Origin of the sequence: Paenibacillus sp. FSL L8-0644 (genome assembly GCF_038008165.1) — a bacterium.
GTDB lineage: Bacteria > Bacillota > Bacilli > Paenibacillales > Paenibacillaceae > Paenibacillus > Paenibacillus polymyxa_D.
This window is the reverse complement of sequence record NZ_JBBOYN010000001.1, coordinates 3,841,414-3,864,234: the sequence shown is the minus strand read 5'-3', so window position 1 is coordinate 3,864,234 and position 22,821 is coordinate 3,841,414. Positions and strand designations below refer to the sequence as shown.

General features: G+C 44.8%; 20 protein-coding genes. 14 read left to right on the top strand and 6 right to left on the bottom strand.

The annotated features are described in order from the left end of the window. The first annotated feature begins 249 nt into the window (after positions 1-249). Together NSS94_RS17565 and darG are read left to right on the top strand one after the other, a co-directional pair. Positions 250-840 (top strand): DarT ssDNA thymidine ADP-ribosyltransferase family protein, encoded by a 591-nt coding sequence (locus NSS94_RS17565; RefSeq protein WP_341039770.1) that lies wholly within the window; start codon positions 250-252, stop codon positions 838-840. 43 nt (positions 841-883) lie between these two features. After that, positions 884-1,921 carry a type II toxin-antitoxin system antitoxin DNA ADP-ribosyl glycohydrolase DarG gene (darG, locus tag NSS94_RS17560; protein WP_341039769.1) on the top strand — a complete coding sequence of 346 codons (1,038 nt, stop codon included), beginning with the start codon at positions 884-886 and terminating at the stop codon, positions 1,919-1,921. Positions 1,922-2,997: 1,076 nt separating this feature from the next. Here darG and NSS94_RS17555 read toward each other — a convergent pair. Further along, complete coding sequence (locus NSS94_RS17555; RefSeq protein WP_341039768.1) at positions 2,998-3,225, bottom strand: helix-turn-helix domain-containing protein; 228 nt, start codon at positions 3,223-3,225, stop codon at positions 2,998-3,000. Positions 3,226-3,333: 108 nt separating this feature from the next. Here NSS94_RS17555 and NSS94_RS17550 point away from each other — a divergent pair, with 108 nt between their 5' ends. From NSS94_RS17550 to NSS94_RS17520, 7 genes are all read left to right on the top strand, one after another. After that, positions 3,334-3,666, top strand: a complete 333-nt coding sequence (locus NSS94_RS17550; protein ID WP_341039767.1) for a hypothetical protein — start codon at positions 3,334-3,336, stop codon at positions 3,664-3,666. A gap of 354 nt (positions 3,667-4,020) precedes the next feature. After that, entirely contained in the window at positions 4,021-5,415 is a 1,395-nt protein-coding gene (locus NSS94_RS17545; protein WP_341039766.1) for a TldD/PmbA family protein, read from the top strand. Positions 5,416-5,418: 3 nt separating this feature from the next. Next, on the top strand, positions 5,419-6,762 hold the full coding sequence (locus NSS94_RS17540; RefSeq protein WP_341039765.1) for a TldD/PmbA family protein: 1,344 nt from the start codon (positions 5,419-5,421) through the stop codon (positions 6,760-6,762). 213 nt (positions 6,763-6,975) lie between these two features. Beyond that, positions 6,976-8,367 (top strand): threonine synthase, encoded by a 1,392-nt coding sequence (thrC, locus tag NSS94_RS17535; protein ID WP_208332658.1) that lies wholly within the window; start codon positions 6,976-6,978, stop codon positions 8,365-8,367. A 381-nt stretch (positions 8,368-8,748) separates the two neighbouring features. Further along, on the top strand, positions 8,749-10,125 hold the full coding sequence (gene gdhA / locus NSS94_RS17530) for an NADP-specific glutamate dehydrogenase (RefSeq protein ID WP_165149692.1): 1,377 nt from the start codon (positions 8,749-8,751) through the stop codon (positions 10,123-10,125). Positions 10,126-10,368: 243 nt separating this feature from the next. After that, positions 10,369-10,761: a MarR family winged helix-turn-helix transcriptional regulator gene (locus tag NSS94_RS17525; RefSeq protein WP_341040419.1), complete on the top strand. Its 393-nt coding sequence runs from the start codon at positions 10,369-10,371 to the stop codon at positions 10,759-10,761. 51 nt (positions 10,762-10,812) lie between these two features. Next, complete coding sequence (locus tag NSS94_RS17520; RefSeq protein ID WP_069010473.1) at positions 10,813-11,466, top strand: nitroreductase family protein; 654 nt, start codon at positions 10,813-10,815, stop codon at positions 11,464-11,466. 135 nt (positions 11,467-11,601) lie between these two features. Here NSS94_RS17520 and NSS94_RS17515 read toward each other — a convergent pair whose 3' ends face one another. Together NSS94_RS17515 and NSS94_RS17510 are read right to left on the bottom strand one after the other, a co-directional pair. Further along, on the bottom strand, positions 11,602-12,756 hold the full coding sequence (locus tag NSS94_RS17515) for a VanZ family protein (RefSeq protein ID WP_341039764.1): 1,155 nt from the start codon (positions 12,754-12,756) through the stop codon (positions 11,602-11,604). A gap of 7 nt (positions 12,757-12,763) precedes the next feature. Continuing rightward, positions 12,764-14,107: an amino acid permease gene (locus tag NSS94_RS17510; protein WP_029515552.1), complete on the bottom strand. Its 1,344-nt coding sequence runs from the start codon at positions 14,105-14,107 to the stop codon at positions 12,764-12,766. A 96-nt stretch (positions 14,108-14,203) separates the two neighbouring features. Between NSS94_RS17510 and NSS94_RS17505 the strand changes: the two genes are divergently transcribed. After that, complete coding sequence (locus NSS94_RS17505) at positions 14,204-14,341, top strand: hypothetical protein (protein WP_208332661.1); 138 nt, start codon at positions 14,204-14,206, stop codon at positions 14,339-14,341. Positions 14,342-14,401: 60 nt separating this feature from the next. Here the strand turns inward: NSS94_RS17505 and NSS94_RS17500 are convergent, their stop codons facing one another. Continuing rightward, the gene (locus NSS94_RS17500) at positions 14,402-15,706 is read right to left on the bottom strand and encodes a VWA domain-containing protein (protein WP_069010475.1); all 1,305 of its coding nucleotides are present in this window, start codon (positions 15,704-15,706) and stop codon (positions 14,402-14,404) included. A 179-nt stretch (positions 15,707-15,885) separates the two neighbouring features. Here NSS94_RS17500 and NSS94_RS17495 point away from each other — a divergent pair, with 179 nt between their 5' ends. Further along, positions 15,886-17,880 (top strand): AraC family transcriptional regulator, encoded by a 1,995-nt coding sequence (locus tag NSS94_RS17495; protein WP_341039763.1) that lies wholly within the window; start codon positions 15,886-15,888, stop codon positions 17,878-17,880. A gap of 173 nt (positions 17,881-18,053) precedes the next feature. Here the strand turns inward: NSS94_RS17495 and NSS94_RS17490 are convergent, their stop codons facing one another. Then, on the bottom strand, positions 18,054-19,106 hold the full coding sequence (locus NSS94_RS17490; RefSeq protein WP_028542246.1) for a 2,3-butanediol dehydrogenase: 1,053 nt from the start codon (positions 19,104-19,106) through the stop codon (positions 18,054-18,056). 340 nt (positions 19,107-19,446) lie between these two features. Here NSS94_RS17490 and NSS94_RS17485 point away from each other — a divergent pair, with 340 nt between their 5' ends. After that, on the top strand, positions 19,447-20,484 hold the full coding sequence (locus NSS94_RS17485; RefSeq protein WP_013311372.1) for a LacI family DNA-binding transcriptional regulator: 1,038 nt from the start codon (positions 19,447-19,449) through the stop codon (positions 20,482-20,484). Between the two features lie 118 nt (positions 20,485-20,602). Next, complete coding sequence (locus tag NSS94_RS17480) at positions 20,603-21,253, top strand: hypothetical protein (RefSeq protein ID WP_029515548.1); 651 nt, start codon at positions 20,603-20,605, stop codon at positions 21,251-21,253. Between the two features lie 140 nt (positions 21,254-21,393). On the opposite strand, the gene NSS94_RS17475 is transcribed toward NSS94_RS17480, so the two are convergent. Then, the gene (locus NSS94_RS17475) at positions 21,394-22,323 is read right to left on the bottom strand and encodes an AraC family transcriptional regulator (protein WP_029515547.1); all 930 of its coding nucleotides are present in this window, start codon (positions 22,321-22,323) and stop codon (positions 21,394-21,396) included. A 198-nt stretch (positions 22,324-22,521) separates the two neighbouring features. Here NSS94_RS17475 and NSS94_RS17470 point away from each other — a divergent pair, with 198 nt between their 5' ends. Continuing rightward, a complete protein-coding gene (locus tag NSS94_RS17470; protein ID WP_340932842.1) occupies positions 22,522-22,803 on the top strand; it encodes an Atu4866 domain-containing protein in 282 nt (93 codons plus the stop codon). Positions 22,804-22,821 lie beyond the last annotated feature (18 nt).

Below are 22,821 nucleotides of genomic sequence, written 5' to 3'. Positions count from 1 at the left end.
CTCGCAGGATCGGAAATGCTTTGCATGTTATCAATGCAAATGGCTTTTGTTATTTGTTCTTCAGTAAATCTAATATATGATTAAATCCCTTTTTTTGGGATGAATATGTAAAAAAAGTGAGGGGGAAAGCTTCTTGGATAATGAGATTGAACTAGTTTCTATAAACTATATTTTTATTTAAATGAGCGTATAGTCTTAGATCATCTTTGTTTGTTATTCAATAATTCTAGTGTTTTAGGAGGAAGGCATATGGGTATTGAATCAGCAAAAAATGGAAAACTTTTGTATCACTTGACCAAATTAGATAATTTGAAATCTATTGTCGAAAATGGACTTGTTCCTCGAAAAACATTGCTGGAAAGTGGAGTTATCTTTGATGACGTTGCTAATCCTGATATAATAAATAAACGAACACAACTTGGTTTAGATATTTATACTCCCTTCCATTTTCATCCTTACTCATCTTTTGATGTTGCAGTGAAACATACTTATCTGGATGATGAGTTCATATACATTTGTATTACACGTAATAATGCGAGGCATAATAATTTTAAAATACTTCCAAAGCACCCACTGTCAATTAATGAGTGTACCTTGCTCAAGTATGACGAAGGCTTTTCGCAGATAGACTGGTCCGTGTTAGCCCAGAAAGGCCTGACTGATGACTATGCAAAACACGTAAAGATGGCTGAATGTTTAACTGAATTAAGAGTGCCTGCCAAATTTTTTCATTCTATCAATGTGAAAAGTGAACAAACAAAACAAGTAGTCGAGGAAATGTTAAGACGCTATGGCATAAATGAAAATCCGCCATATGTAAATATTCAAAAATGGTTTTGATTTATCTTCTTATTATTAGTTCTATAAGAAAGGAGGAGGTCGAGTGATAACCTATACATCCGGTGATTTATTAAAATCACACACAGAAGCACTGGTTAACACTGTGAATTGCGAAGGCTACATGGGAAAGGGAATCGCCTATCAATTCAAGCTGCAATTTCCAGATAATAATAAAGATTATATAAAAGCATGCCAAAGTGGTAATCTTAAGATTGGAAAGCTACATTATACTGTTGAACAGGGAAAAATCATAATTAATTTCCCAACAAAGGACAAGTGGCGTGCTAAATCTAAAATATCTTATATAGAAATGGGCTTGGACGCTTTAGTTGATCTTATCAAACAACTAAATATTAAAAGTATCTCAATTCCACCCTTAGGGAGTGGTAATGGTGGTCTTGTCTGGGGAGATGTCAAACCTTTAATCGAAAGAAAACTAGAGATAGTTGCTCCTTACACAGAAGTTTACATTTATGAACCATCCCAAAATTACGTTTCTCGTCCCACTACTGAGCCAAAATTAAGTGCCTCGGCGTTGGTTTTAATGGAGATAAAGAATCATCTCCAACAATTTAATAAACTTCGTTTACAAAAGGCTGCCTTTATGGTTGATATTTTTTCAAATAATAAATATTTCAAATTTCAAAAACACTTATATGGTCCGTATGACAATTCGATAACTATTATTAGTCGAAATATTAAAGCTTTTCAAATGTATCACAGTGTAAGGGATACTGAAGAAGCTAAGTCAATTCTTTATAATAAAATTGTTAGTGAAAATGTGGCTTCAAGGTATGCTGTTTTAATGCCGATTATTATAAGAGCATGTACTTTTATTAACTCTATAAAAACCGATCATGAATTGGAATGTCTTACTACCATTCTTTTTTTGATAGACGAAGAGAGTACATTGTCAGAAGAGGATATCGTTTATAAATATTTGTCTTGGTCAGATGACAAGGCTGATCGTTTTTCTAAACAAGAAATCATGCAAGGAATAGAAACATTACTGCAGGTTAACGTGATTGAAAAGAAGCTAGTAGGATACAATATTATGAAAGACAAGACAATAAGCGAATAAACTTGTTTACATTGTAAATGTCACTCTTTGCCGGGTAGCCCTTTGCTTTTTTGCAGAAGAATCATGTCTGCAAAGTCATCCACCCTTCAATAGAAATGGGTTAGCTTATGGTAGAGGCCGGCCAGCTATATTCATGGAGGTAGAGCGAAGCTTGATTATAGAACTTGCCTCCCTCACATCCTCCAAATTTACCTTTTACCCACTGTTCCTTATCCAAGTTAGCTCAAGCGGCTATAGACATGGGGATTGTCAAAAGCATTACAATGGAGTTTGTTCGAGTGATGCTAGAGAAAGCGGAAATTACCTATCAGAACACCAAGACATTGAAACAGTACAATGATTCCGAATTTGAATCAAGTAAGAATAGAATCACTATACAACCATCCGCCCCAATAGTGGACGAGTAACCTCTTTAGATGAATTTGGCCCCTACGCCCTTGCCCAGGAAAGATTGGCGGAAGGAAAAGAGGTCTAAACACCTCTCCTCCGGTCTTTACTCCGACCTATCCTTCCTGGTTGAATTGAATGCCATTTTGCTCCACTGAGTTCTTTTTTTAAATTTTTCAAATCCCACTTTTTTTAAACCCATTGCATATTCTGTATTATATATAAGAATATTTGTTCTTTTTCTTGCACTAAAGATATCGGAGGATAATGTATGATCAAAAAAAAGGCAATACTACATTTGGCAATATCAACTTGATGATGTAACAGAGGAAAATGACGAATATTCGCTGGCCTACACTTTAGCAGGTGCCAAACAAACAAGTGAAACCTTCATGTATTACATTCTGCACGAAAAATAATTAATAAGAAATTCGATGCTACAACAGAGTACATAACAAATCAAGATACTTCTAATCCAAAAACCAATAACAGCAAGCCAATCAGAAAAAAGAAAAATCTCCTCCTAATCATTACCATTGAAACTGGACGTGGACGTAGTGTAGAGGATAATGACAAATTCAAACGTTTGCTGGAAAAGAGCTTTACCGCCATCTATTCAAATACAAACGTTTAAGAGACTGCTCGGCATACCTAAGTATTTTGGGGTAAGGATCAAAAGCTAATGATTACTATTCCTTTTCTTCCATCTCAACCAAATCAATAATCTCGCGAATATCTTCAATATTCATGGCTTCGGCTATTCTTTCGATATGATTAAAATTTATGCTTTCACGTTTACCTGATTGAAGTTCGCTGAGAGCGGCGTGTCGTACATCAGATAAACGTGAGAGTTCTCTTAAAGAGATATTGTGTTTTCTCGTTAATTCGTTTATTTTCACAACTACTTTCTTTGCCATTAGAGTTCCCACCTTATTTTACAAATTTTTCTTGACGATACGCATAAACGTAACATATAATTTTTGTAAAACTGGTACACATATACGTACCAAAAGGTGGGGAATATTTTGACTTCTCAGAGTGACATGGTAGCGGAGTATGAAAAGTTAGTAGAACTTGAAGAGCAATACACAGAGAGGATTCAAACTTGTATTAAATTACTTGGAGATGCGTTTAACATTATCGCTGCCAAAGCAGGAGCGTTGAGCATGGATTCAGTTAAGGAAGCGACCTATTATTTACACTCAACGGAGATTGAACTAAACCATGTTTTGTACTATATCCGTTTAGAGAAAAGCATTTTAACTAATCAGTTAGAAATTGAAACAAAATTAAACAAACCCAAGCATAGCAGCGGAGGGGACGGAATCGTTCTGAAGAAGCAGAGCGTTCGCCTTTGACCCCGGATTTTTACCGTTAAAATATAATCAAAAAAATCTGGGGGCAACAGCGATCGGAAGAATGATCCGTGCACGTAGCGGCCTTACATGCACGTACTTGCTCATTCCGCCCAGTAATCAAAACGCCCAAATAACCCGACATGACCCTTCACGGTCTAATCGGGTTTTCTCATTTCAATCCCTCTATCCCTGTGCATAAATCTCACCCCTCCTCCCAACACTCGCCACCCAGATAGTTACACCCATTCCCAACATCATGTATAGTAAAGTTATGGGAAATAAACATGAACCCGCATATGATCTTGATCGCTTAAACGTACAATATGAAATATGGCAAAAACGAGGAGGAACGTGATGATACATCCAACACAGATTGAGGATATGCTGCAAGCCGCGCTGGAGACGGGCGGGGATTTTGCAGAGGTGTTCGTCGAGGACCGTACCAATGGACAACTGGGCATGACCGGGGGCGTCGTGGATACAGCGCTGTCAGGCCGGGATTTTGGGATTGGCATTCGGATTATGAAGGAGCATTTCTCGGTGTATGCCTACACCAGTGATATGAGCGAACAGAGCCTGATCAGACTGGCCAAATCGGCTGCCAAGGCTATTCGCGGAGGTGGAGTGCCAGGTACACACACCATTACACTCCATCCCCATGCGATCCCTAACCAACATCCGATTGCGATCATTCCTGACGGTTCGCAGAAACGCGCCAAGATTGACATGATGAGACGGGCGCATGAGGCGGCAAGTCAATATGATCCTTCCATCACGCAAACCTCTGTTGGGATTAGCAACTCGATCCAGAACGTCTTGATTGCCAATAGCAACGGGCTGCTGGTGGAGGATACCCGCACGTATACACGCATGAGAATAAGCGCCATTGCGACTGATGGGGAGCATAGACAATCCGGGTTCCGTGGGCCGGGAGCGTATGCAGGGACTGAATTCCTAGAGAATCTGAATATTGAAGGAAATGCCAGACACGCTGCTCGCATTGCGTCCACGATGGTGAAAGCGGGATATGCGCCTAGTGGCAGACTGCCTGTTGTAATTGAGAATGGCTTTGGCGGCGTTCTTTTCCACGAGGCGTGTGGGCATGGGCTGGAATCTACGGCGGTGGCGCATGGAACCTCCGTGTTTGCCAATAAAATCGGGCAGCAGGTGGCTTCACCGCTCGTCACGGCTATAGATGATGGAACGATTCCGAATGCATGGGGCTCGCTCAATATCGATGACGAAGGAGCGCCGACACAGCGCAACGTATTGATCGAGAACGGCATTTTAAAAGGATATCTGATCGACCGCATGGGTTCGCGCCAGATGGGTGTACCTGCGACAGGATCGGGACGAAGACAGTCCTATAAATTCGCACCTGCATCCCGCATGAACAATACGTTCATTGCGAATGGCGAGTCTACTCGTGAAGAGATCATTGCCAATACAGAGTACGGCATCTATGCCAAATCGCTGGGCGGTGGTTCGGTGAACACCTCGACGAGCGAGTTTAATTTTGCAGTTGAAGAGGCGTACATGATTCGCAACGGCAAAATTGCAGAGCCGGTCAAAGGCGCAACGTTGATCGGCAAAGGGATTGAAACCCTGCAAAATATTGATATGGTCGGCAACAATCTGGATCATGGTCAGGGGATGTGCGGCTCGGTTAGTGGAAGTCTTCCGGTCAACTGCGGACAGCCGACAATTCGCGTGTCCGAGATGACCGTCGGCGGACGGAAGGGGGAATAGGCGATGAATATTCAGCAGTTTCAGGAAGCATTGTTCGCCAAAGGCCGGGAAATGGGCTACGCGGATATGGAAATCTACTATGTAAATGGACGTTCTACCTCGGTAAAGGTGCTAAAGGGAGAGATTGACCAATATACCATCGTTGAAAACGGTGGACTTTCCTTCCGTGGTGTCATTAACGGCAAAATGGGCTACGCCTCTACGGAAAAGCTTGAACTGGATGTGATCGACTTTTTATTGGAGGAAGCACGTAGTAACGCGGACATATTGGAGAGCGAGGAGCAGGATGAGCTGTTTGCAGGCTCAGAGAGCTATCCTGAGCAGCCTGCCTATGCCTCAACGCTTGCTGACACAGTTCCTGAGATTCTGATCGAAGCGGCGCTGGAAATGGAGCGTACAGCGCTTGCCGCAGACCCACGGATTGTGATGGCTCGGCATTGCTCGGTCAGCATTCGTGAGAATGAAGTCCTGATTGTGAATACCAAAGGACTGCACTGCCATCGTCGTAAAAGTCTGGCGACCGCATATGTGTATGTGATTGCAGCAGACCATGGCGAGACGGTTACCGGGGGCTGGCATGATTATTCGCTGCGGAGCGTGGAGGAGATCGATATTGCGGATGTGGCGCATAAAGCCGTAAAAGAGGCTGTTTCCAAGCTGGGTGCGCACACGATCCAATCGGATAACTATCCGGTCATTTTCCGTCATGATGCAGCAGCGCAATTGCTGGCTGCGTATACGTCGGTATTTTCAGCGGAATCGGTGGATAAAGGCTTTTCGCGATTAGCTGGGAAACTAGGGCAAAAGGTGGCAAGTGAGCGTATTACGCTGATTGATGATCCGCTGATGGAAAACGTTCCGGCAGGCAGCACGTTTGATGCGGAAGGTAGCGCAACGCATCGTAATGAGATCATCAAGGACGGGGAACTACGAACGTATTTCCATAATCGCAAGACGGCCCGCAAGGCTGGGGTGCAGAGTACCTCTAATGCTTCCAAGGGCAGCTATAACGGTAAAATCGGTGTGTCGTATCATAATCTGTATTTGGAACCAGGCACCTCTACGTTGGAGGACATGATCCGCAAAACGGATCGCGGGTTGATGATCGTTGAGCTGCAAGGACTGCATGCAGGTACAAATACAGCGTCTGGTAACTTTTCGCTAGCTTGTTTGGGATACTGGATTGAGCAGGGGCAGGTGGTCAGAGCGGTCAATCAGATTACGGTATCGGGCAACTTCTTTGACGTACTACAGCAGGTAGAGGAAGTTGGCAACGATTTACGTTTTACGGGAAGCTGCACATCCCCTTCACTCAAGCTGGCTGCACTCTCGATTTCAGGTTCCTAAGCGCTGGGCAGCCTTCTTTTTCAGACTCACGGACTGTTCCTGACGTTCCGATTGCCTAGTGATTACAGATGCCTGATGCATCAGGGTATGGTAAAGTAGGAGAAAGTCTTTGAAATATGAAAAAAAGGCTTGGTTACAGCACCGCGACGGGGTATTATAGACAATAATATATTCGAAAAAAGGTTCGAATTGAATTTTTATTGGGGGATGTATATGAGATATATAAGCACTAGAGGTCGAGTAGAAGCCAAGGGATTTATTGATACCGTGCTCATGGGGTTAGCTGACGATGGAGGTCTGATGGTACCGGAGCAGATTCCAACCGTGTCGGCAGCTACGTTAGAGCAATGGGCTACATTGAGCTACAGAGAGCTACTGCTGGAAGTTTTTGCGCTGTATATCAATGATGAGATTCCTCGTGAAGATTTGGAACAACTGGTGGAGCGCAGTTATGCGAGCTTCCGTCACCCGGAAGTTACGCCAGTGAAGAAGATCAACGATTCCCTGTCTATTTTGGAACTGTTCCATGGACCTACGTTTGCGTTCAAGGATGTGGCGCTGCAATTTATGGGTGAGTTTTATTCCTATGTGTCCAAAAAGCAGAATGAGATCATTCACATTTTGGGTGCAACCTCGGGCGATACCGGGGCGGCAGCGATTCAGGGCGTGCGTGGCAAGGAAGGAATTAAAATCTGTATTTTGCACCCACACCAAAAGGTGAGCAAGGTACAAGAGCTGCAAATGACGACGGTAGACGATGAGAATGTACTGAATCTGTCCGTAAAAGGGAACTTTGATGATTGTCAAAAGGTCATTAAGGACCTGTTTGCCGATCTGGATTTCAAAGCCAAACATCATTTGCGGGCGATTAACTCAATTAACTTTGTGCGCATTTTGGCGCAAACCGTATATTACTTCTATGCTTATTTCCGGGCACAGGAGTCTGCGGGTACGAAGAAGATCAATGTCAGCGTGCCATCCGGCAACTTTGGCAATATCTTTTCCGGCTTTCTTGCGAAGAAAATGGGTCTGCCCATCCATAAGCTGATCATTGCCACGAACGAAAATAATATTTTGGAGCGCTTCGTGAAGACTGGCGAATACCAACCGGGCGATTTCAAAAGCACATACAGTCCTTCCATGGACATTCAGGTGGCAAGCAATTTCGAAAGATACCTGTACTACTTCCTCGGGGAGGATGCGGCCAAGGTATCTGAATACATGGATAAGCTCAAAACCGAGGGACGGATTGTGATCGGTGCAGAGGATTTGAAGCGTGTCCAGCAGGATTTTGAAGCGCTGGGTGCTTCGAATGAGCAGTGTCTGGAGCTGATCAAAAAATACAAAGCCGAGTACGATTATTTGCTGGATCCGCATACAGCTTGCGGTATTGCCGCGTATGAGGCGTATAATAGCGCGGACGAAGTATGTGTGACCTTTGCGACAGCGCATCCAGCCAAATTTGATGAGGCCATTCGTCTGGTAGATATCAAGCAGGAGTTCCCGGCACAAATTGAACAATTGTTCTCGAAATCGCAGCATCAGCAGGTGGTAGAGCATGACGAAGCAGAAATTGTGCGTCAGCTTGAAGCCTTTTATGTGTAACAGAATGGGAAAAGAGGCTACGCCCTGTGCGCAGCCTCCTTTTTTATATCCATATTTTCCAGATATGATGTATGTATTAGTTTGAATTTGTTCACATTATAATGCCATATAGAGTAAGGTGTTGGGGCCTTAGAAATCGTGGAAAAAGCCCGTAAATCAAGGGATTTAGCTTCAGGAAACTAACAGGCAATGAGAGGTTCATAGAGTTATTTAATGAAGGATACAAAAATCTTTTATAGGCGAATTTGCTGTATTATTATAAAAAATCATGTATAGTTAACTAAATTTTATGAATACATAAGGTTCCACTCTCGAAGGTGCAGAATCAAGTCGTTCCGTCATTTAACAGAGGGGCTAATTATAAAAGGGGTGTATTAAGTAATGACCATGATCCGTCCAGAGCAGAGTCAACAAGCAGCAGCCGAATATGTGCAGTCCGTTTTTGAGAAGGTTATCGCGCGCAATCCTCATGAGAATGAATTCCATCAGGCCGTCAAGGAAATATTGGATTCACTAATTCCGGTATTGGCTAAGCATCCTAAGTATATGCAGCAGGGGCTTCTGGAACGGCTAGTGGAGCCGGAGCGAGTCATTACCTTCCGTGTACCTTGGGTGGATGATGCGGGGGTTGTACAGGTCAACCGTGGCTTCCGTGTGCAGTTTAACAGTGCGATAGGGCCTTATAAAGGTGGACTTCGCTTCCATCCGTCTGTCTATCTGGGAATCGTCAAGTTTTTGGGTTTTGAGCAGATTTTCAAAAATGCATTGACGGGTCTTCCCATTGGTGGTGGTAAAGGCGGCTCAGATTTTGATCCCAAAGGGAAATCAGATAACGAAGTGATGCGTTTTACACAAAGCTTCATGACGGAGTTGTATAAATATATTGGTCCGGATGCCGACGTTCCGGCAGGGGATATTGGCGTAGGTGGCCGCGAGATCGGTTACATGTTCGGACAATACAAACGGATTCGCGGAGGACATGAAGGCGGTGTCCTGACGGGCAAAGGGATTCATTACGGAGGCAGTCTCACACGTACGGAAGCGACCGGTTACGGTTGTGTGTACTTTGTAAACGAGATGCTGCAGGCGCAGGGATCATCCTTTGAAGGAAAACGCGTCGTCGTGTCTGGCTCGGGGAATGTATCCATCTATGCGATTGAAAAAGCACAGCAGCTTGGCGCTACAGTCGTGGCATGTAGTGACTCGAATGGCTACATCTATGATCCAGACGGTATCGATCTGCAGCTGGTGAAGCAGCTGAAAGAAGTGAACCGTCTGCGGATTAGCGAGTATACGCAAGAGCGTCCAGGCGCAATCTATACAGAAGGCTGTTCGGGGATCTGGTCGATCCCATGCGACATCGCACTGCCATGCGCCACACAGAATGAAATTGACGAGCAAGCAGCTCAGCTGCTGGTAAGCAATGGCGTAAAAGCTATAGGCGAAGGTGCCAATATGCCATCCTCGTTACAGGCCATTGAAGTGTTTTTGGACAATGGAGTTCTGTTTGGGCCAGCCAAGGCTGCCAATGCAGGCGGAGTAGCCGTGTCAGCGCTCGAAATGTCACAAAACAGCATGCGTCTGTCTTGGACCTTTGAGGAAGTGGATGCCAAGCTGCATGATATTATGAAAAATATCTATGCTAACAGCGTAAAGGCGGCTGAGGAATACGGTGTGCCGGGCAATCTGGTTGTCGGAGCCAATATCGCAGGATTTGTGCGTGTGGCTGATGCTATGCTGTCTCACGGGATTATTTAGCACAACGGAACATAATAAAGTTGAATTGAAGCTGAGCGGCTCTTGTGCGAGTCGCTCAGCTTTTATTTGCAAAGAGCACTTTATTTTTCTCAGGGACTTGATTTATCTTTAAAGAGGATGTATATTACTTGATAGATCAATAATTGATAGATCAAAGGTCGGATCATGAAGCCCAGCGATATGCTTAAGGGAGGAGAGATTGATATCACCCAGACACCATCCGAGCCTGAGTATATTTTTGACATGCTATTGTTGCTGAACAGGCAGATTAGCTCCAAGTTTGAGCGTTGTGCAGGAGTCAGTGCATCCAGATTGCAGCTATTGTGCAAGTTGTATCAAGTGCAGGAGATTAGTCAAACTCTGCTGCAAAAAGAGGTTGGCATTGATGCTGCAGCCGTAACGCGCCATTTGAAACAACTGGAAGCGACAGAAATGGTCACACGACGCACGAAGCCAGAGGACAACAGGGTTACCTTGGTAAGCCTGACCGATTATGGGCGTGCACGCATTGTCATCTTTAAGCAGGAGCGTTCACAGTTTGTAGCTCAGCTGCTACAGAGCTTCGACGAGACCCAGCGGCACCAGCTAGCTGATATGCTGCAAGTGATGAATAGTCATATATCCGATATGGACTGACAACATTTTTTTAACATTACTATACCCACAGAGGGATAAGGAGAGATTGGAATGAATAATACGAATACATCCAGTACTGTAAAAACGAATGATTTTAAAGAAATCGCCCTGGGACGCCGTTCGGTAAAAGTATACGATCCGTCCGTGAAGATCAGCCGTGAGGAAATGACTGAGATTTTGACAGAAGCTACACGCGCACCATCTTCCATTAACCTGCAACCTTGGCGTTTCCTCGTTATTGACAGCCCTGAAGGTAAAGCCACACTGGCACCATTGGCCCGTTTCAACCAACGTCAAGTGGAGACATCTTCGGCAGTGATCGCTGTGTTTGGAGATTTGAACAACTTTGATAATTTCGAACAAATTTTCGGAGAAGCTGTAGAACTGGGCTATATGCCAAAAGACATTAAAGAAATGCAACAGGAAAAAGTAGCAGCTCACTTTGCAGCGCTTGATCCCGTTGTGAACAAAGAAACGGTCTTGATCGACGGTGGTTTGGTATCCATGCAGCTTATGCTGGTAGCGCGCGCTCATGGTTATGATACTAACGCTATTGGCGGTTATGAAAAGGATCAAATTGCTGAAGCCTTTGGTCTGGACAAAGATCGTTATGTCCCTGTTATGCTCATTTCCATGGGTAAAGGAATCAACGATGGTCATCCTTCCACACGTTTACCTATTGATCAAATTGCACAGTGGAAATAAGGGAAACGAACTAACATCTATATGCAACATAAAAAAACAGGCGGACAAAGGAAATTCCTTTGCTTCGCCTGTTTTTTATTTGATTAGGTGCAACGTAGATCGCGTGTGCTTATCACGTTGTCAGTCTTTCGGTTATCATTTCACGGTATTTGCTACCGGCGTCTCTGCCGAATCAGCGGTGTCATTCTGAGGATGATGATAGTGCTTGGGCCATATAATTTGGTGCGAAGTATGGCTAAGCTCCTCATAAAATAACGGAGCTTTCTGGAATAGACGTATGACCAGATGGAAAAAGAACGATCCATTCATCACCAACAACAAAAGGCTGATCAGAACACTTACCCATGGAGAGACTTGAGACCACAGCACGGGTCCGCCCAGTACGTAATTAAGTCCAAAATACAACCAATACAAGACACTGTAACGCTTGATGAGCCCCCACAGGGAAATCCGTTGTCCTGTCCCTACAAGATGAATACGCACCAGCCATTTCCCTGGCGTTCGTCCATTCGTCAGGTAAGGGACCACCATAAAGTAGACCCCACTAGAAACCCAGAAAGCAGCAGGGACATGCAGGGACTCCATGATGCCGAGTAGCCCGGTCCAAACGATAGAATCCACGAAAAAGGCTACACCCCGTCGGGTATAGGACACTCGCTTCGTTGCCATGTCCACATGCTTGTCCAGATGCTCCAATCGAGGCAGGAAGCGTGAAAACCATTCGCCTAATAGAAAGCCTAACATACCGCCCAATGTATTAGCCATTAGATCGTCCACATCGAATACACGATACGCATGGTCAAAAAATCCATATAATCCTGTCAGCTGTGTCACCTCAAAGAAGAGGGACAGGGTGAAAGACAGAATCAGACACCATCCCCATCGTGCACGGAAATAATAACGTAAGAACATACCGAAAGGCATGGTCATCACAACGTTAAAAACGACTTGTAGAAAGGCACGCTCCTTCAGCAAATGAACATAGCTGGAGGGATGAGCGGGTGAGACGGATGTTTCTCTTATAATGTCTTGAACGAACTGCAAGGGCATTAACTGCAACGCTCCCCCGGTTAATGCAGCATTATGACGCGATGCCGGAAGCGGTAATATGACCAGAAAGAAGGCGTTCATCAAGTATAAAAGCATCAGGTAAAGCAGCCATGCTCTAGCCTTGTGAATATAGCCATGCCTGCGATATTGCACGATTAGGAAAGGCAGTGTGAACAATAACGCAGCAAAAGGAAACGCAAGAAAGGCATATGAAACAGGAAATAAGTACGATTGAATCATATGCTGCTTACGCCTGCTTTCTCCGGAACTTCACCAAAGACCAAATGACCAGAAATACCATGAAAGCCACGCACACGCTAATGCTGATGCGATTTTGCGGGTCAAGCAAGAATAGAACCGCGATTATCCATAGGCATCCCACTGTAATCGCCGTTACATAAGGGAATCCCCATATCTTGAAAGTAGGCTCCACTGGATAAGATTTGCGCAATTTCAATTGGGACAGACAAATGCAGCTCCAGACGAGCAGCACGACGAAGCCCGGCACAGCCATCAAAATACGGAAAAGCCCGTCCTGAGCGATATAAGCAACCATGGAACCGACAATCAGGATTACAGCACACAATTTGAGACTATTCACTGGAACCCCATTGGAAGACAGGCGGGCAAGTGACTTGGGGCCTTCTCCATTGACAGCCAGCGAATGGAGCATACGTGTAGCCCCATAAATTCCCGAATTGGCGGCAGACAGTACAGCAGTGATCAGAATAAAGTTCATGACATGAGCCGAGCCTTGAAGCCCTACAGAAGACAATACCTGTACAAACGGGCTGGTATTCGCATCCAGTTGGTTCCAGGGAATCAAGCCACAAATGATGAGAATTGGCAACGTATAGAACAAAACAACGCGAAGAATAAAGCTTTTAACCACTCTAGGCAGTACTTTTTCCGGATTTTCTGTTTCCGTCAACGTCAGTCCAATCAGCTCGGACCCTCCGTATGAAAAGGTTACGACCAGCAGCGCTGAAAAGATAGCCAACCAGCCATTGGGTAGAAATCCGCCGTGCTGCGCGTAGTTGCTTAGATAAGGTGGAGTTTCAGTGGGAATAATCCCGAACAGTATACAGCCACCTAAGGCGATGAAGATAATAATCATGGCAATCTTAATACCTGCAAGCCAAAATTCCAGTTCCCCAAATCCGCCGACACTCAGCATGTTGACGACAATAATGAAAGCCGCACTCACTAAACTGAGTACCCATAGAGGGACATCTGGCAACCAATATTGCAGGAAGCTACCCGCAGCAATGACCTCAATGATACAGACGGCCAGCCACATGAAGCAATACAACCAGCCGATAATAAAGGACAGTCGTTCTCCAAAAGCTTTGCGAATAAAATCCTTCATATTCATGTTGGGATAGACGGTAGCCATCTCGGCAATTGCGCCCATAACGACCAAGAGCAGGAGTCCTGCGAAGACATAGGATAAAATAACTCCTGGTCCCGCCAAGCTAATCGTTTCGGTGCTTCCTTTAAAAATACCCGTCCCGATGACTCCGCCCATAGCCATAAAGGTAATATGCCGTGGGAGCAGCTTTTTGTGCAAAGTGGGTTCATTTGATTTCAATATGAAATCCTCCTTCATATAGTGTATAGCTTCAGCATAGCCCAAACAGGGTTACTTCAATTAGACTTATACTACATGAAAATATCCAATTAGGAAATGAAAGAAATAGGATATGGTAGGGAGATTGAAATCGATAGAGGACAAACTGAAGATAACAGAGGCAGAATGCTGGCGCTGAGGATTGCTTTATCAGCGATCATTGTGCCTCTTATTGCTCTACTTGGTGATATTTAAGTGATCACGCAGGGGGCATGAGGGCGTTAATCTGGTGCAGTATTGGCGTTACGGCGGGAACTAGCTCCGCAATATTCCTTTAGCCCGTACTTGCTTGAGCCAACTAGGAAACTCATTCAGCAGACGGTCGTACAATTCTGCATCTGTCACGGAGTCAATGTCATCCAAGGCAAAGAAATCTGCATTATCTACTACGCGGCCGCGCATCTTATCCAACTTTCGAAGAATTCCGTAATCGGCTTTACCAAGACCTACAAATTGCCAGAAAATCGGAGTGCTTGAGCTTTTAATCAGCAGCTGTTCTATTTTTTTTTGTTCATAAATACCTCCATCACTAAAAAAGATAATGTAGGTCGGGATCATGTCGTTGGGATCTTCTTTTGTGTATTTAAGTATGATATCCTTCATGACTTCTGGCTCGTTATTGCCCCACCCCAGCTCACTATCTTCACTAGGCTCAGCATAATTCCTATGAATGTAATTCTCGAAATTCCTCTCTGTGACGCTTGGAGCACGTTTGGCTTTGTCCGCAAAAAACCATACATCCATTTCACCATCGTCATCCATACAGGCGGCTACAGCCAACACACGTTCGCAGGCTTTTTGCACAGTCCCACCCGTGTACAATTTGAACATAGAAATAGAAGCATCGAATACAACCGCTACACGTGCTTTTTCACGGTCTATTTTTTTCTTTTTCAGTGAAAATTGTACATTCTGCTTGTGCAGATTAATTCTTGCGTTAATGGGGGCAGTCTCTTTTCCGCCAGCTTTAGCACCTACCGCGCTTAAGATCGCCGATGTAGGGATGTTCATCTGAACGGTATCCACTGGCGATTCCGTTTCCTCCACGGTCACACCATGAGCTTCGGCAAGCGGCTTTAGTCCTCCGTTGAAACCACGCCCAACTGCGCGAAGCTTGAAGCCAGACGTATGACGATACACTTCTGCCAGCACAAGCGATGTCTCACTGGTGGCTTCGGTGATGCTGTAGGTGATATGGGATTGCTTGCCTTGAGCAGTAACTGAGCAGCCGACCACATCGGCAAAAGTACCTGGGCCGTCCAGTGTGGCCGCAAACACACATTTTTCCACCCCGGTTCGTTCCAGTTCCTGGAGCGCTACAGTAAACTCAGTGGTTCTGTCATTTGGACGCTGTAACCGTACATGGCCGTGCGGGTCAGCGGGTTGATTGTAAAAAACGAAATAGTCATCTGAGGAAACCTTTCCGTCTGCTCCTACCATAAAACAGCTAACATCCAGTTCGGCAGGTGCATGCTTCCATGTAATGGTGACCCGCACTGTATCTTCCTTACCGAATGGTGCATTAGCTCCTGTACTCAATGCAACGTTGGGACCGCTCATGCTGTCAAACCCCCTATGTATTTTAAATCTTGTATTATACAAATTGTACCATGGAAATGGTATATTCACTTTGTTTCGTGCAGGAATATTTGTCTCATGGTAGACGCAGTAAAAGATGATATATAATGAGGTTGGTTTGGATACAAAGTATGATATTTATGAAGCGGAGGCCTTGACAAGTGAAGCAGGACCGGAAAAAGCAGACAGGTTCCCACACCGGGACGAGTAAGGAGCATGAGGCTGACGAGCTGAACGAGCTGCTGTCCTTATGGCTCCACTCGTCGATCCGTGTCATGGATGTCCGGCATATTCGACTGGAGCCAGAAGAGTTGCTTCAACCGTATCGTCTTCCAGCGCAGGCTTTTGTATTTGTATTGCAGGGTAGCGTGCGTTTGGATGGTGATTGGAAGGATACGCCACATTCAGGGTACGTACTGCATGGCAGCAAAGGCTTTGTACTGAATATAAAGCCCTCACCATGCGGGATAGAATATATCCTTGTACTATATAAAGCGACTTCTCTATCAGGACATACGGTGTATAATCATCCTTCGATAGCTCATGGTTTTGTACCGCCTTATCCGGTTATTCTGTATCAAAAACTGCAACTACTGAAGTACGCATGGCAGGATCAAGAGGCGCTATCCAAGATTCAGGCTCAGGGTCGGTTCTATGATTTTGCATATGAATGTATGAGGCAATTGCAGGAACCGAAGGCTCGAACTTCTGCGCGGGATATCGTGACACAGGCCATTCGATTTATGCAGGATTGTTACGCGGAGTCCATTACGCTGGAACGTTTGGCCGGATTATTGGAATGTAGTCCGCGACACCTGACCCGGTTATTTAAAAAACAAACAGACTGTAGCCCGATTACGTACTTGATTCAACTGCGAATGGACAAGGCGAAGGAGCTTTTGCGGAAGACGGATGCCACTTTGCAGGATATTGCTGTCAGTGTGGGGTACCCGGATGTCTATTTCTTTAGCCGGGCATTCAAAAAATATACTGGCGTATCCCCGGTTCACTATCGGGACAGCCTATATTCATCTGCTTTTATGGGAGATACACGTCTAGATAATCCATTGAGCATGTCCGAATGTTCCATTGATTCGATAAGTGGCGCCCTGCATACTGGTATTGAGGATAATAATCATTATCAAAATTATGGTGAAGGGATTTTACGAATGAATAGAAACGCAAAGCATTCCATGGCATTTATTTTATTGCTTAGTTTTACCCTGCTGCTCAGCGCGTGCTCAGACACATCCAGTCCTACGGCAACCGATGGTGCTTCGCAAGGGAACAATAATACATCAGCGGAACCAACATCACAGGAAAGGGTGCTGAAGGATGCACTCGGGCATGAGGTGAAGATTCCGGCTCAGCCTCAACGTGTGATCGCTTCTTATCTGGAGGATCATCTGGTGGCGTTGGGTGTTAAACCGGTAGCCCAATGGTCGGTGGGTAAAAATTCAGTTCAAGCTTACCTGCAAAAAGAACTGACGGATGTTCCTACCATCGCTTCAGATCTTCCGTTTGAGGCGGTTCTGAACTTCAAGCCTGATTTAATCATTATGGACAGTGCGAGCATGGTGGAAGGCGACAAATATAATCAATACTCTAAAATTGCTCCAACCTACGTGGTAGGCAGTAATATGAACAATGATTGGCGTCAAGAACTGCTGACCGTGGGTGAGGTGCTGAATAAGAGCAATGAAGCGAAGCAGGCATTGAGCAACTACGACAAAAAAGCAGCAGAGGCTAAAGCCAAGCTGAGTCAGACGGTGGGACAAAAAACTGCGGCGGCATTATGGGTAACGGATAAAAACGTGTATGTCGTAAACCAGAATCTATCCAGCGGTGATGTATTGTATAAGGATTTGGGATTCAAGATTCCACAAGTCGTACAGGAGATTTCCAAAACGGCTAAGGCGAACTGGAGTAATTTATCGCTGGAGAAGCTGGCCGAGCTGGATGCGGATTATGTCTTTATCGTGAACAGCAAAAACGTAAGTAAAGAAGATATTGTAAAAGATCCTGTATGGGCGGGAATTCCAGCCGTTAAAGAAGGCCATGTATACGATTTTGGCAAGGATTCCAGCTGGTTGTATACAGGTACAATTGCAAATAGTCAAATGATTGACGATGTTCTGAAAAATGTAACTAAGTAATGTAACTCAATAAACTAGATTATAATAAAACAGCGCTATTCTCACTTAACGGCAGAAGCCACAGTAGGAGAGCGCTGTTTTGTCTTTTTAATTCCGTATGAACTCTTGCCGTGCAACCCGGTTTTATAATAAAAGATGTCTGCATAGAGCAGACATCTGGTTTATTTTCTAAATTAGGCTTGCGGAGATACCAGGATTTTAACCTGATTTTTCTCTTTCAGGAGTCCTTCAAAACCTTGCTCAATCACTTCTTCGAGCTTAATGCGTTTGGTAACCAGCTTGTCGGCTGGGAAATATCCTTTTTCCATCAGGCTGATAACAGCCGGGAATACATCACGGTAGCCGATAATACCCGTCAGATTGCGTTCCTTCATGACAATATTGTTCGGTTTAATCGGAGCTTCTTTTTCAAAAATGCTGACGATCATGATTTGTCCGCTGATTTTAGTAGATTCAATAGCTTGAGTCAGCACAGGAGGTACTCCAGTGACTTCATAGGCTACATCTACGCCGCCGTTGGTCCGTTTGTGCAGTTCTTCCACTACATCATAAGTCTTAGGATCAATCACGATAGCACCCAGCTCTTCAGCTTTAGCTTTACGCTCCTCGGAAAGCTCTACTGCATAAATCTCAGATGCGCCCGAAGCTTTCAACGCTTCAATAACCAGCAATCCGATAGGACCAGCGCCAAATACTACGGCTTTGTCGCCGACTTTCAGTTGGCTTTGACGAACAGCATACAAAGCAACGGCCGAAGGCTCTACCAATGCGCCTTGCTCGAAAGATACGCTTTCTGGAATTTTGTGAACCATGTGCTCGTCAGCTGCGACATATTCAGAAAATCCACCGCCGCCGCCTGCCAGACCGAGGAAGCCCATTTTATCGCAAAGATTATATTTGCCTTGTTTACATGCATCACATTCTCCACATGCAAAAACCGGTTCTACAACGACACGGTCGCCAACCTGAATCTTGGTTACACCTTCGCCGATTTCGACGACTTGTCCAGAGAATTCATGTCCCATTACGATCGGTGCTTTTTCGCCAGTCAATGGATGCTGAGCATCTTGGGGAATAAAGATTGGTCCTGCTACATATTCGTGAAGATCACTTCCGCAAATGCCACACCATTCTACTTTGATTTTTACTTTTCCTGCCAGAGCGGCGGGCTGCTCAATGTTTTCCAATCGTAAGTCTTTTACTCCATGCCATCTCAATGCTTGCATGTTTGTCATCTCCTTGAAGAATATATGATCATTGCCTCTGTAAAAGTGAATGAATTAGGAAACGTTTCCGAAAAATAATATGTCACAAATTTTACACATTGTCAAACCAAATTCATACAAAAAGCACTTGATTTTTTTGTGAATATAATCACTTGTGACTGCAGTGCTATATTCGGCTCGTTGCTTTTATACAAAGATATTTTGTGGATTTTCCAGATGAAGCAAAGATAAGAAGAAAGCGACTTCAATTTTTAGACACTCATTCTGTGGTATAATATCAGTATTAAGACTTTATTTTAGGAAGTCAGAAAACGATTCCGTTCTTGAAAGGATTTTGGGCGTGACAGATCAAAAGAAAGTAACCATAGAGGATGTAGCCAAGCGGGCAGGAGTCGGTATTGCGACTGTCTCCAGAGCTATTAACGATAGTGAGGGCATCAGCCCGAGAACGAAAGCCTTGATTTTGCAAGTGATTGAAGAGATGGGGTTTACGCCCAACACCTCGGCTCAGAGCTTGAAAGTGCGTCAGACACGACAAATCGCGCTGGCCGTGCCGGACATTCGTAACGCGATTATTCCGGAAATCGCTTGGTCCGTAGAGCAGGCCGCCAAGCAGCATGGTTACCGTGTCGTGCAAATCAATACCGCCGGGAATGCCAGAATGGAGCTTGAAACGGTGCGTGAGGTTAAGAAGCTGCATGTAGACGGACTTATCATTATGCCGCTGGCATATCCTAAAATGCTGGTAGACCTGATTAACAAAGCTAGCGTTCCCGTGTCCATTATTAACTATGGCAAGAAGCTGGGCGAAGATGTCAAAGCGGATATCGTCAGTCTGGCCCGGCAAGAGGGAAGACTCGTGATGGAGCATTTGCTTAAAATCGGCAGAACAAGAATTGCCTATGCAGGTGCTGCGAAGGACAAAATCGAGGAAAGATACTTCGCTTATGAGCAGTCTCTCCAGCATGTGGACCCTTCACTCGTTTATTTTGGTGATGATTTCTCCTTTGAGACAGGGTTGCGTGCTGCCGATTATTTTTACAGCTTGAAACATATGCCGGATGCTATTTATGCGGTTAATGATATGGTGGCGATAGGGATCGTCAATCGATTTAAGGATTTGGGCGTAAAAGTGCCGGATGAGGTTGCTGTAGTTGGTATTGATAACAATCTGTGGGCTATGGTAACGACTCCTCAGATCAGCTCAGTTTCCATCATGGGGGAAGAGGTGGCACGATTGGCTGCGGAGCTGCTGCTCAAGCGGATTCAGGAACAGACACCTGGGGATTATGAGCGTGTGCAATTCGAGCCTCGTCTGATCGTGAGGGAATCGAGCGTCTCCGTGATCCGTAAGCCTACGGTGGGACGTGACGCGTAAAAGTCTAGATGGAATCTTCCTATTGTTAGATGGATGAACGGTTGCAGGCGTAGCAAGATAGGAGTGGATTTTGGGCAATTATAACGACCATTGTTTGTTCAGACAGGAGAGTGGATTCATGTTAAAAGGGAATGGGTTCGTTTCTGCAGCTTGTACTGCACTAATGCTGGCTGTAACCATAGGGTGTACTCCCCAGCCAGTGGGACAGGATGCTGAAACTGTGGCGCCGTCCGGAGCAAACCATGGGGAGTCTAAGCAAACTGCAGCCGATACGCAGCATACCCAGCAAAGTAAAGAGGAGCTTGTGCTGTCCTTTTATAAGGATTCTTCCCTCAGTGATGAAGCAAAAGTACGTCATATAACGGACCATTTAGCAGGAATCCAATGGGGAAAGATGAACGAAAACAATGAACATCAAAGCCTGGAAATGATCGAATATTTGTATAGGCAGCGAGCTTTTATTCCATCGAAAAGTTTTCCAAATGTGATCCGAGCTTCTGAAGGTTTGGATGGAGCTTTAAGCGAAAGCTATGCTGCCCTTATGGGAGATTTGTTTACAAGAGACAGAACTGCGATGACTCGAGCATTGGCAAATATGGACAAAACCAACCGCACACAAGGTATAGGAAGCATCGGGTATGCTCTCAGCTATAGAGAACCCAAGGAAGTCAAGAAAGAGATTCAACAATGGCAGGCAGGACAAAAGCTTACTACGGCAGAGAAGGATGTCATTCGAGCTTTGTTCGTCAAGCTGGATAATCCGTATTAATGCATGTATAGAGGAAATATTGAACAGCCGCGTCTCTACCGGAGGAGCGGTTGTTTGTGCTGTTTTTTTACATCCTGCCATCTATGATGGGATAAGCGTTAGTAGGACCATTGGTTTCATATGTTCATCTAACAACGTGCTCAAGTGGTCTGGTGATCCTGATCCGAGCGCAAGCGTTTGATATCACTAATTGGAGGCAGGCCGAACAAGCGGGCGTATTCGCGGCTGAATTGTGAGGGACTCTCGTAACCTACCTGAAAACCTACATCTGCCGCATCCGCTGATTCGGATAACAACAGGCGGCGGGACTCTTGTAGACGTAATTGTTTTTGATATTGCATGGGGCTCATAGCCGTAACCTCTTTAAAATGACGATGTAGTGACGAAGGACTCATATTCGCTAGTTTGGACAATTCTTCAATACGCAACGGCTTATCATAATCCTGCTTAATCCGCTTTATGACTTCTGCAATTCGGTTGGAATGGCTGCCGGCCATGACCAGTTGTTTTAAGGATTCCCCCTGATTACCCTGTAAAATCCTATACAGTATCTCACGAATGACTAATGGAGCCAGCACCGGAACATCTTGCGGGTTTTCCAAAAGATGCACTAGCCTTACCACGGCATCCAGCAGTAGTGAGTTGGTTTGACTTACATACAAGCCTCGTCTGGAATCAGGCATGGGGCTTGTGGGAAAAGCAGATTCCTTGATCAGGTCCAAAACCTGATGCGGATCAAAATTGAGCCGGAGGCACAAATAAGGAGCTTCTGATGACGCTTGGATGACCTGCCCCGAGATCGGCAAATCCACCGACACAACAAGGTAGTCGGATGTGCCGTAATGGTAGCTTTCCTCTGCGAGCATCACGACTTTTCTGCCTTGTGCCACAATACATAAGGCAGGTTCATGGACTTGATGTACCGGAACGGTTGTATTTGAACTTCGGACGAAGTGAAGCGAAGGTATGGCTGTAGTGAGAACTCCGTCCTGATTTGAAAATCGTTCTATAAGCCTTGCCAATTCGGCTTGTTTTTCCATGGTAGAACCCTCTATTTTGGTTGCCCCCATCTTGACACATCCCTTCTTTCAACGTAGCCCGTTTTCATTTTCAGTAGTTTATTACATATTAAGGGTCTTTGGAGGATTAGGCAATAATTTGCTCTGATTCTTCTACCAGCCCGATGGACATTCCTCTCATAATAAGATGCAGATACAACACCTAATGAGCAATTGAGAAAAAAATAGAAGTGCAAAGGAGTGGGAGTCATGGAGAGTAACAAAGCGGAAAAAAGTGTACACGCTTCGCAGCATCCCTGTATAGGGATGTGGGTAACTGAAGACGGAAATATCCGTCACGAACTCTTGCCTAATGGCCGTTATGATGAAGCACGTGGTCAGAGGAAAAGTGCCTACACAGGCAGCTATATCATCGTAGAAGATGACTATATCGAGTATGTGGACGACACCGGATTTACGGCAGATGGCGAATTTAAAGATGATGTCTTGTATCATGCAGGGATGGTTTTTTACAGGGAAGAGAAAAAGTAATCTATTTTATCTTTTTTC

What these genes read in the sequence shown, in the direction of transcription:
- NSS94_RS17565 (WP_341039770.1), top strand. Translation starts at nt 250, where the DNA reads ATGGGTATTGAATCAGCAAAAAATGGAAAACTTTTGTATCACTTGACC.
- NSS94_RS17555 (WP_341039768.1), bottom strand. Translation starts at nt 3,225, where the DNA reads ATGGCAAAGAAAGTAGTTGTGAAAATAAACGAATTAACGAGAAAACAC.
- NSS94_RS17545 (WP_341039766.1), top strand. Translation starts at nt 4,021, where the DNA reads ATGATACATCCAACACAGATTGAGGATATGCTGCAAGCCGCGCTGGAG.
- NSS94_RS17540 (WP_341039765.1), top strand. Translation starts at nt 5,419, where the DNA reads ATGAATATTCAGCAGTTTCAGGAAGCATTGTTCGCCAAAGGCCGGGAA.
- thrC (WP_208332658.1), top strand. Translation starts at nt 6,976, where the DNA reads ATGAGATATATAAGCACTAGAGGTCGAGTAGAAGCCAAGGGATTTATT.
- gdhA (WP_165149692.1), top strand. Translation starts at nt 8,749, where the DNA reads ATGACCATGATCCGTCCAGAGCAGAGTCAACAAGCAGCAGCCGAATAT.
- NSS94_RS17525 (WP_341040419.1), top strand. Translation starts at nt 10,369, where the DNA reads ATGCTATTGTTGCTGAACAGGCAGATTAGCTCCAAGTTTGAGCGTTGT.
- NSS94_RS17520 (WP_069010473.1), top strand. Translation starts at nt 10,813, where the DNA reads ATGAATAATACGAATACATCCAGTACTGTAAAAACGAATGATTTTAAA.
- NSS94_RS17515 (WP_341039764.1), bottom strand. Translation starts at nt 12,756, where the DNA reads ATGATTCAATCGTACTTATTTCCTGTTTCATATGCCTTTCTTGCGTTT.
- NSS94_RS17505 (WP_208332661.1), top strand. Translation starts at nt 14,204, where the DNA reads ATGAAAGAAATAGGATATGGTAGGGAGATTGAAATCGATAGAGGACAA.
- NSS94_RS17500 (WP_069010475.1), bottom strand. Translation starts at nt 15,706, where the DNA reads ATGAGCGGTCCCAACGTTGCATTGAGTACAGGAGCTAATGCACCATTC.
- NSS94_RS17490 (WP_028542246.1), bottom strand. Translation starts at nt 19,106, where the DNA reads ATGCAAGCATTGAGATGGCATGGAGTAAAAGACTTACGATTGGAAAAC.
- NSS94_RS17480 (WP_029515548.1), top strand. Translation starts at nt 20,603, where the DNA reads ATGTTAAAAGGGAATGGGTTCGTTTCTGCAGCTTGTACTGCACTAATG.
- NSS94_RS17475 (WP_029515547.1), bottom strand. Translation starts at nt 22,323, where the DNA reads ATGGGGGCAACCAAAATAGAGGGTTCTACCATGGAAAAACAAGCCGAA.
- NSS94_RS17470 (WP_340932842.1), top strand. Translation starts at nt 22,522, where the DNA reads ATGGAGAGTAACAAAGCGGAAAAAAGTGTACACGCTTCGCAGCATCCC.